This window comes from Rhodovibrio salinarum DSM 9154 (genome assembly GCF_000515255.1).
GTDB classification, from domain to species: Bacteria; Pseudomonadota; Alphaproteobacteria; order Kiloniellales; family Rhodovibrionaceae; genus Rhodovibrio; species Rhodovibrio salinarum.
Map to the genome: position 1 here is coordinate 3,443,645 of NZ_KI911559.1, position 10,548 is coordinate 3,454,192.

The 10,548-nt window shown below is 61.1% G+C and carries 6 protein-coding genes, 1 tRNA gene, 2 rRNA genes and 2 pseudogenes; 4 read left to right on the plus strand and 7 right to left on the minus strand.

Going from position 1 to position 10,548, the window contains the following annotated elements:
* Positions 1-19: 19 nt before the first annotated feature.
* From RHOSA_RS0115965 to RHOSA_RS22990, 3 genes and pseudogenes are all read right to left on the minus strand, one after another.
* Positions 20-1,837 (minus strand): DNA methyltransferase, encoded by a 1,818-nt coding sequence (locus RHOSA_RS0115965; RefSeq protein ID WP_051432218.1) that lies wholly within the window; start codon positions 1,835-1,837, stop codon positions 20-22.
* Between the two features lie 16 nt (positions 1,838-1,853).
* Positions 1,854-2,087, minus strand: a complete 234-nt coding sequence (locus RHOSA_RS0115970; protein WP_027289473.1) for a ribbon-helix-helix protein, CopG family — start codon at positions 2,085-2,087, stop codon at positions 1,854-1,856.
* 425 nt (positions 2,088-2,512) lie between these two features.
* Positions 2,513-2,659, minus strand: a pseudogene (locus RHOSA_RS22990) (IS256 family transposase); the annotation flags it as partial.
* Positions 2,660-3,035: 376 nt separating this feature from the next.
* Here RHOSA_RS22990 and RHOSA_RS22995 point away from each other — a divergent pair.
* The 4 genes and pseudogenes from RHOSA_RS22995 to RHOSA_RS25990 all read left to right on the plus strand — a co-directional run.
* Positions 3,036-3,770 carry an AAA family ATPase gene (locus RHOSA_RS22995; protein WP_081728772.1) on the plus strand — a complete coding sequence of 245 codons (735 nt, stop codon included), beginning with the start codon at positions 3,036-3,038 and terminating at the stop codon, positions 3,768-3,770.
* A gap of 775 nt (positions 3,771-4,545) precedes the next feature.
* A complete protein-coding gene (locus tag RHOSA_RS25235; RefSeq protein WP_156092774.1) occupies positions 4,546-4,776 on the plus strand; it encodes a hypothetical protein in 231 nt (76 codons plus the stop codon).
* Between the two features lie 533 nt (positions 4,777-5,309).
* Positions 5,310-5,549, plus strand: a complete 240-nt coding sequence (locus tag RHOSA_RS0115990) for a hypothetical protein (protein ID WP_027289475.1) — start codon at positions 5,310-5,312, stop codon at positions 5,547-5,549.
* A gap of 18 nt (positions 5,550-5,567) precedes the next feature.
* Positions 5,568-6,617, plus strand: a pseudogene (locus RHOSA_RS25990) (recombinase family protein); the annotation flags it as partial.
* 57 nt (positions 6,618-6,674) lie between these two features.
* On the opposite strand, the gene RHOSA_RS25810 reads toward RHOSA_RS25990, so the two are convergent.
* The 4 genes from RHOSA_RS25810 to RHOSA_RS0116020 all read right to left on the minus strand — a co-directional run bounded on the left by RHOSA_RS25810 (position 6,675) and on the right by RHOSA_RS0116020 (position 10,392).
* Positions 6,675-6,953, minus strand: coding sequence for a hypothetical protein (locus RHOSA_RS25810; RefSeq protein WP_027289477.1), 279 nt, complete (start codon positions 6,951-6,953; stop codon positions 6,675-6,677).
* 256 nt (positions 6,954-7,209) lie between these two features.
* Positions 7,210-7,286: transfer RNA gene (locus RHOSA_RS0116010), tRNA-Met, on the minus strand.
* A gap of 71 nt (positions 7,287-7,357) precedes the next feature.
* Positions 7,358-7,472: ribosomal RNA gene (gene rrf / locus RHOSA_RS0116015) — 5S ribosomal RNA — on the minus strand.
* A 162-nt stretch (positions 7,473-7,634) separates the two neighbouring features.
* Positions 7,635-10,392: ribosomal RNA gene (locus tag RHOSA_RS0116020) — 23S ribosomal RNA — on the minus strand.
* Positions 10,393-10,548: the final 156 nt, after the last annotated feature.

Consider the following 10,548-nt stretch of genomic DNA (forward strand, 5'->3'; position numbering starts at 1 on the left):
AACCAGCTACCTTCGTCGCTTACTGCGCGTCATGCCAGCGGTAGAAATCGTGGGCATCGAGGGGCACTGTCTGGTGACTCGTCAGAAAATGGCTGACAAACCTCGAATAAAGCCGCTGCGGCGTCTGCTCGGACGGATCGAGTGACAATGCTGCCTGACTGAGTTGTTCAGCTACGGTCCAGACGCATTCCGGCGCCGATTTTTCGGCGGAAGGGTCCTTTCCGAGAAGCAACACGGGATCGCCGCGCACCGCACCTGACGTGGTGACTTGTTTGAAGCTGCCCTGCGTTTTGTCGAGTACGCCGGCGCGCTCGATGTTTAACCCGGCATCGGTATAGGAAGCCTGCAGCGCGTTCCAGACCTCGGCCGAGGCCGAGTGAAACACTAGCGTCGCCTGCCCTTCCGGTTTAAGGATTCGCCGCACCTCGGAAAGCGCTGTGGTAAGAAGCTCCTGATACTCGGCAATGGTCTTCTGCTGGCTGTTGCTTACGATAATCTCCTCCGCGCGGTCGGTGTACTCGCCCAGCCATGCCTCATTGATGAAGCTGATTTCTGCATAGGGAATATTCCCGCCGAATGGCGGATCGGTAAAAACATAGTCAATGCTGCTGTCGGGCAGGTCCACGGCACAGCTTGATCCCTGACATACCTCGACCTTCCCCGTTCGCCCGTGAATGACAGAGAAGGCTTCCGCTATCGTCTTGAGCTTGCGCTGAAGGCCGGCGAACAGATTTTTTTCTACCGGCAGTCCGCTGACATAGAGAACGCCTGGCTGAGCGCTCGTCACAACAAGGTCTTTCTGCCCGGACTTCGCAACGACGCGCGTCATCACCGTCGCATGTGAAGCGTTGTAGCTGAGCAGCCAGAATCGAAGGGCGTCGCGTAAGGCACCCTCGTACTCTCCTGCCAGCTCCCACAGCCGAGCGAACACGATCAGGTTCCGACGCGTATAGAAATGATGCAGATGAGTGATGCCCTGATGGTAGCCACGCCGATAGAGATCGCCCCAGGGAATGAGGACATTCGGCACACAGTCCGGGAGCGGCTCCTGTGCAACGCGGTCGAGCAGAGCCGCATCCGCGTTCGTCGGTGAACGCGACCAGCGTGTCTTGCCAGTGACACCGTAAATCCGCGCGAGCTTTCGCATTCTGCGCTCAGTCTTAGCGCCGGTTACGTCATCATCAACGGTCTCCGTAAGGCGCTCTACTTCATCGAACCCGGCTTCGTGGCTGCAGCATGGGCACTGAAATTCAGATGATATACGGGCAGGGTTGATAGAAACGCACGCGCCCCACAACGTCACTTCGCGGCGGCACGCCGGACAGCGAAGCAGATCGCTCCAGACCGCGTGACGGATAGCGCCATTCTTTCCGTCGGGATCGACAGCCTCATACATCCAGCTCGTCTCGCGCTGGGCGTGACGCAGGATTCGGTCAGCGGCCTTTCGGAAAGATTTGGGATCTGGGGGATTCGTCAGTGCTCTGCCGACAAACGATCCGAGCGCGCCCAGCTCGTAGAGCACGGCATTTCTTGCGCCCCACTCCACATTAAGGCCAAGTCGATCCGCCTCGGCCTGGAGCTCATCCGAGGGGTTTTCGCAGAGCAGAGCCGCAAGCCCCGTGGTGCCGCTGCCGGCAAACCCATCGAACACGGTGTCGCCGGGCCTGGTATGGGAAGCGATGTAGAGTGCGATCGCCTCGGGCGAGATTTTGGTTGGATAGGGAAACGCGCCGTAGAGAGGACCGGTCCGTTTGGCCGGCAGGGCGCGCTCATACAGAACGCTGACTTCTGATTTTCCCGGCTTCTTCCTGTGCTTTGACCCGTTTGTATGCGTCACTGGCTCCCCTCGCGCGTCATCGCTTGTTATCAGCCCGGTGAGCAGACCTCTCCACCTTTTGCGGCACGCGCAAAGGCAGGGCAGGTTCGGCCTCGTGGCGGTGGTTGTCGAGATACTCGTCAATTGCGCGCCGCACCACCCATGACACGGACACATCATCCTTGTCAGCGAGCGCCGATAAGGCGTCGTAGTCACGCCCGGTCAGGCTGACTGTGAGACGCGGGCCATACTTTTTTATCTTTCGTGTCATGCCACCACCACGTAAGTTCGCGTTTCGTTCATGGTAACCGTTCCATCACCATCCTGCAACACAGTGATGCACTGCGCATAATCTTCCACATTACCGCAACGATTGTGCCATGTGCCATCAAGCTCCCCATTCCGCTCTCACCAGCCGAGTGATCGCCGCCGGATGCACACCGAAGAACCGGACCTGTCAATCGGCACCGAATAATGTGCCCGATCTGGACTGCCCCTTGCCGCCGGACAGGACATAAGCGAGATTTTGCCCACTCTGTGCGGGCCTTGAGATTGAAAGGCCATGCCCCACTGAAACCGCCGCCATGAGTCCGGCGACGGCCGACTTATCCCTACCGGAAGCCTCAGAATGGATCGTGCCACGTAGCGTGGTGTAACAGAGGCGACCATCTGGATGTCGCCGCGAGTTGGGCGCGGCTACTCCGCGGCGAGCGCCGGCAGAGTGTCGATGTCCTCAGGCTGGCATAGCGCCCGGAGCGTTTCCACCGGCATGTAGCAGCGGGTGACCGCCCAGTCCTCGTGCTGTTCCAGCAGCACGACGCCGACCAGACGCTCGACCGCCTCAATGTCGACCTTGGTAGCGACCTTCGCGTCGCGCTGCGCCATTACCTCGGTAACGGCTGGACGTGGCGCTCTTCAAAGCCGGCCTCGATGAGCTTCTTGGAGACGCTGTGTGTACCCATCTTAGTTTCGGCCGTATTCGGATCTTCAAGATTTCATTTGTGAACCGTGCAGTGGCGAATGCAACGGGACCACATTAAATGTTTGATATGCAATGGTATGGTATCATGCTAGGATTTATAGTTCCTAGAAATCTTTATAAACGCTGTTATGATTGAAAAAGCGCTCCAGGGTACGATAACTCGTCATCCGAATGCTCATTGCCACCGAACCTCCAGACACTCAATGTTTGGGTGATAAGGATTGAAAGATCGAGATTATGGCAATTGTTCTGATCGGCGGTGAGAAGGGAGGGGCCGGCAACACGACCATTGCCGTCCACCTAGCCGCCAACCGCGCGCGCGCCGGCCGCGACGTGATGCTTGTCGATGCCGACCGCCAGGGCTCCGCCTCGAATTGGGTTGCGCTCCGCGACGAGACGGACGCTCCACGTATTGAATGCGTCAGCTTGCAAGGCAAGGGGATGGTGACCCAGGTCCGCGAACTGGCCAAGCGGCACGACGAAATCATAATTGATACCGGCGGACAAGATAGCGTCGAGCTTCGCGGCGCCATGACAACGGCGCACCGGATGATTATTCCGGTCCAGGCGAGCTTATTCGACACCTGGACTATCGACAGCATGGCCAAGCTTGTTGAGGAAGCGTCCGGGTTCAATCCCGAGCTATACGCGTATGCGTGCATCAACCGCGCCAGCACAAACCCGCGCGTCCGCGAGGCGGACGAGGCGCGTGAACTGATCGGCGATTACGACAACCTCGGCTTTCTCACCACCATCCTTTGCGACCGGATCGCGTACCGCCGGGCCGTGCGCACCGGCCATTCCGTTGAAGAGAATAGCGATGACCCACAAGCGGCCGCTGAAATCTCTCATTTAGCCAGCGAGATTTACCGTTCTATGTCATCGCCACCGCATCACCCCGCGCGACCGAACAAACCCAAGAAAGAGCCGAATCCACCAGATCAATCTGCGCCTCCGATTATCCCAACATGAGCATCTGGCGGAGTGGGCGAAGCTCGTGTCGCCACGCGACAGCACTCACGCGCTAATTATAAAAGCGGTCCGCGAGAAGCTTGACCGTCTAGATAGTGGGCTTGACGACAGCTAATGTGAATTAAAGGGCTCACCTGAGCCGACCGCAGCCACATGACCACCAGAGAGGGAATCGGGTCAGGCGTCCGGTGGAATTGCCGGCCTGGGGTTGAGGGCGCTCCGAGTCGCATACTGCAGGGCCGCAACAGCAGCCCGGTTATTGCTGATGCCGTGCAGCTTGGCCAAGAAGGAAAGTCGCTGAACCCAGTCGTCTGGGACTTTGCGCTTGATGGCCGCAACCGACCCGTCCGGTTCCGGAGGGACGCAACCTGCTCCTTCAAAATAATTTAGGCCGACGTCGAGCAGAGTTATATGCCGGTGTAAGTAGCGTGGCGCCCGGATATAAAGCGTCTTCATCGTTCCTAAGCCTTGGCCCCACAATAAGCCAATCCCATCAATTTGCCCCCGGCGTTAGATGCCGCAAATGATCCGCTCACCGGCGTTAGATGCTGACAACCGATTGCTGTCCGAACTCATGGACACAGGTTGAGCAGCCATCCGTTAAGGAAATGCAACCAACAGGATGGCACCTCGCGCACCCGCCTCAGTGCTGTGGGTAAGTCGGCCGCCGCAGCGACCACCACGAGTCCAGCGGCGGCGACCGACTTATCCATAGCCAAAGCCCCAGTATGAGGCCGGATTACGTCGCCTTCCTATCGAGCAGTCCACGCACCCGTTGGATAGCGGCCTGCATCTCCCCCCGGACCTCATCGAATTCCGCGTTAGCCGGCATCTGGCTATGTCGACCTATTTATACGGCGTGGAGGTTCCGCAGGAGCGCATTGAGCTTGATGCCGGCACCACGGAGCTGCTCGGCGGCCGCATGATACGCCTCGATCTCCTCGTGCGTGAGATAGGCCTCCGCGGTCGCAGCTTCGTCGCACGCCTTCCTGATGAACGCGGATAAGGTCAGTTGCTCCTGCGCGGCCGCCGCCTCCCAGATCCTGCGTTTGGATGGCTGGAGGCGGATCCTGACGCGAGGCGATCCCCTGTGACCTGCTCTCATCCCGATCCCCTTCGTGTCGGCACCGGTCGCCTTTGCGGCCGGTAAGTTACCCGGTCTTCAACGCTATCGCGCCAAGCGTTGAGAACGGGGTTCGGCAAAGTGTCCGGACACTTTGCGTATCCTGCCCCACACTTCGTTCACTTGGCTCTCTGTGAAATCAATGGGTTAGCGGCCCTCGAAAACTTTTTTCGGGTTGCATTTGGCCCCTGAGCGATCCGTTAACGGGTTGCACGCGCAAAAAGCCGGGTTGCACGGCCGATTTCCCGGGTTGCACCGACCAAAATCCCCGTTGCACCCCGATTTTGCCGGGTTGCACACCGATCCGCGGCCGAACCGTAGCGCTCTGGTTTAACCGTACATTTCCGTTGCAGCCGGTAGTTGCGGCGGCCACGCTTTCCTGGACGTTGATCGTTTCAGCACCAGGAGGGTTGCTCATGTCGGATACCCGTTTCCGCCCGGCCACGACGGCCGATCCCCGCGAGGCGTTCAAGGCGCTCGCCCGCCTGCTGGCCCGCGACTACGCCCGCGAGCTGATCGCGCAGCACCTGACGGACGGCGCCGCGCGCCCGCCCGCCAACGACGCCGGCCCCGTCGATACCGCCCCGTACGATCCGGCCGGTCAGAGAGACGGACTGGCATCGGAATACGAAATCGGCTCAACTGATGAGGCCTGACCACACGTGAGGACGCATATGGCTCGATCGCTTGCCCGCCAGTCGGACCGCCTGCGCGCGGCCGTCTACGCCCGTTACTCGACCGACGGCCAACGGGACGCCTCGATCGGCGACCAGGTCGAGGTCTGCCGCCGCTACGCCGAGCGGCAGGGCTTCGAGGTGGTGGATGTCTATTCGGACGCCGCGCAGTCAGGCGCGAGCATCCACCGGCCAGGCTACCAGAAACTCGTCGCCGACCTGACGCTTGGCCGCTACGACGTCGTGCTGGTCGAGGCGCTTGACCGCCTCAGCCGACGCTTGGCCGACACCGCCCATCTCTATGACCGGCTTGCCTTCCACGGGATCGCCCTACACGCGAGCGACCACGGCGAGATCACTTCGCTGCACGTCGGCATGATGGGCACGATCTCGCAGATGTACCTGAGCGACCTGCGCGCTAAGACCTGGCGCGGCCAGCTCGGGCGAGTACGCGACGGCCGCAGCGGTGGGGGCCTCGGCTACGGCTACCGCGTTACCGGCGACGGTACGGACGACCGCGGTGGCCGGACCATCGAGCCCCGCGAGGCCGCCGTGGTCGAGCGGATCTTCCGGATGTATGCCGGCGGCGAGAGCCCGCGGGCAATCGCCCGCACGCTGAATGCCGACGGCATCCCCGGCCCGGCCGGGCGGCCCTGGATCGATACCACGATCCGGGGACAGCGCGACCGCGGCACCGGCATCCTCAACAACGCCCTCTACGTCGGCCGCCTGGAATGGAACCGCTGCCGCTACGTTAAGGACCCGCAGACCGGCCGGCGCGTGGCCAGGCCAAATCCGCCAGAGCAATGGGAGATCACCGAGGTGCCGGAACTGCGTATTCTGCAGGACGCGCTCTGGCAAGCGGTCAAGGATCGCCAGACCCACACCACGCGGGAGATGAGCCGTGACGGCGACGGCAACGCGCTCAACCGGGCGCACCGCCGCAAGTTCCTGCTGTCCGGCCTGCTGACCTGCGGGGAGTGCGGCGCCGGTTACACCATCATGGGCAAGGACCGTTACGGCTGCGCTACCCACCGCAACAAGGGCACCTGCAGCAACAGCCGCACGATCGGCCGACAGGTGGCGGAGCAACGCGTCCTGAACGGCCTAAAGGACCACCTGCTCGCCCCCGACATCGTGGCAACCTTCGTGGAGACGGTGCGCAACCAACTCAAGGCGGCGCAGGAGAGCCACGGCGCCGAGCGCCGCGCAGTCGAGAAAGAGCTGGCGCAGACCGAGACCGCGCTGCAGCGGATCATCGATGCGATCGAGACCGGCGCCTGGAGCGAGAGCCTGCGCACCCGCCTCGCCGACCTGGAGCGCCGCAAGGCCGAGTTGATGGCGCAGCTGGAGCAGCCTGAGCCGAACCCGGATTTCACGCTGCACCCGAACCTGGCCCAGGTCTACCGCCGGCGCGTCGCCGAACTGGAGGCGGCGTTGGACACGCCGGAGATCCGCACCGAGGCGATGGAGACGCTGCGGGGTCTGATCGAGCGGATCGACGTGGCGCCGTCCGGTAACCTCGGCGTCGACCTGACGCTACACGGCGATCTCGCGCGTCTTCTTCAGCTCTGCACTGCCGCGGAGTCCGAACGCAAAAACGCCCCCGGCGGCGGCGCGTCGGGGGCGGATTTACTGTCGGTGGTTGCGGGGGCAGGATTTGAACCTGCGACCTTCAGGTTATGAGCCTGACGAGCTACCTGGCTGCTCCACCCCGCGGCAGTGTTGAGTGTGCCCTTGAGAGGGGTGTTGGGGACCGGCTGACGAGGTGGGGGTTATGCGCTTGAAAGACCTGGCGGCGACCTACTCTCCCGCATCCATTGATGCAGTACCATCGGCGCTGGCGGGTTTCACGGCCGAGTTCGGAATGGGGTCGGGTGTATCACCGCCGCCATAGCCACCAGGTCGTTCAAGCGCCCGTCCCTTAGGTCCCGCGTGTGCGGGGTGGGGACGGACCCTGGGATGACGTGAGATCGCGTATTTGGGTGCGTCTCTTGAGCTGTTGGGGTTCCGGGCCTGTCGCGTCGCGTTGTTGCGGGGTTTGCCGCTGTGCGCGAGGCGAGGTCCGGGATCAAGCCGATCGAGCGATTAGTACCGGTCAGCTTCACGCATTGCTGCGCGTCCACCTCCGGCCTATCGACGTGGTGGTCTACCACGGCTCTGATAGCGAGACCTGGTTTTGAGGGGAGTTTCCCGCTTAGATGCTTTCAGCGGTTATCTCGTCCGTACGTAGCTACCCGGCGATGCGGCTGGCGCCACAACCGGTCCACCAGAGGTACGTCCATCCCGGTCCTCTCGTACTAGGGACAGCTCCTCTCAGGTCTCGAACACCCACGGCAGATAGGGACCGAACTGTCTCACGACGTTCTAAACCCAGCTCACGTACCACTTTAATCGGCGAACAGCCGAACCCTTGGGACCTGCTCCAGCCCCAGGATGTGATGAGCCGACATCGAGGTGCCAAACCTCCCCGTCGATGTGGACTCTTGGGGGAGATCAGCCTGTTATCCCCGGCGTACCTTTTATCCGTTGAGCGATGGCCCTTCCACGCGGGACCACCGGATCACTATGACCGACTTTCGTCTCTGCTCGAGCCGTCGCTCTCGCAGTCAGGCAGGCTTATGCCATTGCACGCATCAGCTGATTTCCGACCAGCCTGAGCCTACCTTCGCGCGCCTCCGTTACACTTTAGGAGGCGACCGCCCCAGTCAAACTACCCACCATGCAGGGTCCCGGACCCGGATTACGGGCCGCGGTTAGGTACTAGAACGCGCAAGGGCGGTATTTCAAGGGTGGCTCCACGGCTGCTGGCGCAACCGTTTCCAAGCCTCCCGCCTATCCTACACATGCACGCCCTAGTACCACTGCAAAGCTGTAGTAAAGGTGCACGGGGTCTTTCCGTCTGACCGCGGGGACTCCGCATCTTCACGGAGAATTCAATTTCGCTGAGTCGGCGTTGGAGACAGTGGGGCAGTCGTTACGCCATTCGTGCAGGTCGGAACTTACCCGACAAGGAATTTCGCTACCTTAGGACCGTTATAGTTACGGCCGCCGTTTACCGGGGCTTCGGTTCGGGGCGTGAACCCCTCCCCTTAACCTTCCGGCACCGGGCAGGCGTCAGACCCTATACGTCGCCTTGCGGCTTCGCAGAGCCCTGTGTTTTTAGTAAACAGTCGCCGCCCCCTGGTCTGTGCCCCCACCCACCGGTTGCCCGATGGGTGGGCCCCCTTCTCGCGAACTTACGGGGGTAATTTGCCGAGTTCCTTCAACGCCGTTCTCTCAAGCGCCTCGGTATACTCTACCAGCCCACCAGAGTCGGTTTAGGGTACGGTCAGTATTGTGGCGGCTATTTCCAGGAACTCTCCAGCTGCCGGATCAATCCAATAAGACCCGACAACGTTTTGAATTCGTCACCTGCCACTGGCTCAGGACTATTAACCTGATTCCCATCGACTACGGCTTTCGCCCTCGTCTTAGGGGCCGGCTCACCCTGCGCGGATTGACCTTGCGCAGGAACCCTTGGGCTTGCGGCGGGAGTGGTTCTCACACTCCTTGTCGCTACTCATGTCAGCATTCGCACTTCCGATACCTCCAGGATCCCTCACGGGTATCCCTTCACAGGCCTACGGAACGCTCCGCTACCGCGCATGACCTAAGTCATGCACCCGCAGCTTCGGTGGGTGGCTTGAGCCCCGGTACATTTTCGGCGCAGGACAGCTTGTTTAGACCAGTGAGCTATTACGCTTTCTTTAAAGGATGGCTGCTTCTAAGCCAACCTCCTGGTTGTCTTGGCCGTCCCACATCCTTTCCCACTTAGCCACCACTTCGGGACCTTAGCTGGCGGTCTGGGCTGTTTCCCTCTTGTCCATGGACCTTAGCACCCATGGACTGTCTGCCACGGTCGAGCTCGCCGGTATTCGGAGTTTGGTTAGGTTTGGTACCCCTCGCGGGGCCCTAGCCTATCCAGTGCTCTACCCCCGGCGGCCAAGCCGTGACGCGCTACCAAAATAGCTTTCGCGGAGAACCAGCTATCTCCAGGTTTGATTGGCCTTTCACCCCTAGCCACAGATCATCCGCCGATTTTGCAACATCGGTCGGTTCGGCCCTCCAGTGGGTGTTACCCCACCTTCAGCCTGTCCATGGCTAGATCACCTGGTTTCGGGTCTGATCCCACGAACTGTGCGCCCTATTCAGACTCGCTTTCGCTGCGCCTACACCTATCGGCTTAAGCTTGCTCGTGAGACCAACTCGCTGACCCATTATGCAAAAGGTACGCGGTCACCCCATCGAAATGGAGCTCCCACTGCTTGTAGGCACCCGGTTTCAGGTTCTGTTTCACTCCCCTCGTCGGGGTGCTTTTCACCTTTCCCTCACGGTACTGGTTCACTATCGGTCACCGAGGAGTACTTAGGCTTGGAGGGTGGTCCCCCCATGTTCAGACAGGATAATCCGTGTCCCGCCCTACTCGAGGATCCGCCGGCGACTTGTACCCGTACGGGGCTGTCACCCGCTCTGGCGCGCCTTTCCAGACGCTTCCGGTTTTCGCCGGCAGACCACTGGCCTAGTCCCCGTTCGCTCGCCACTACTAGGGGAGTCTCTGTTGATGTCCTTTCCTCCGGCTACTGAGATGTTTCAGTTCGCCGGGTTCGCTTCCGGTCACCTATGTATTCGGTGCCGGATGACCCAATAAGGGCCGGGTTTCCCCATTCGGATATCCGCGGATCAAAGTTTGCTCGCAACTCCCCGCGGCTTTTCGCAGCGTGCCACGTCCTTCATCGCCTCTCGGTGCCAAGGCATCCACCAGGTGCCCTTGAGACGCTTGATCCCGGCCTCGCGCACAGCGGCAAACCCCGCCAGCCCTATTGGGCAAGCGATGCTTCCGCCATGACGCTAAAGCCAAGGAACCTTCTCAGCTCAAGAGCGGTCATCCCATCGGACAGCTTCCTGCGATCCCGACGCCCCGCGCGACAGCCCCAAAGGG

What these genes read in the sequence shown, in the direction of transcription:
- RHOSA_RS22995 (WP_081728772.1), top strand. Translation starts at nt 3,036, where the DNA reads ATGGCAATTGTTCTGATCGGCGGTGAGAAGGGAGGGGCCGGCAACACG.
- RHOSA_RS0115970 (WP_027289473.1), bottom strand. Translation starts at nt 2,087, where the DNA reads ATGACACGAAAGATAAAAAAGTATGGCCCGCGTCTCACAGTCAGCCTG.
- RHOSA_RS0115990 (WP_027289475.1), top strand. Translation starts at nt 5,310, where the DNA reads ATGTCGGATACCCGTTTCCGCCCGGCCACGACGGCCGATCCCCGCGAG.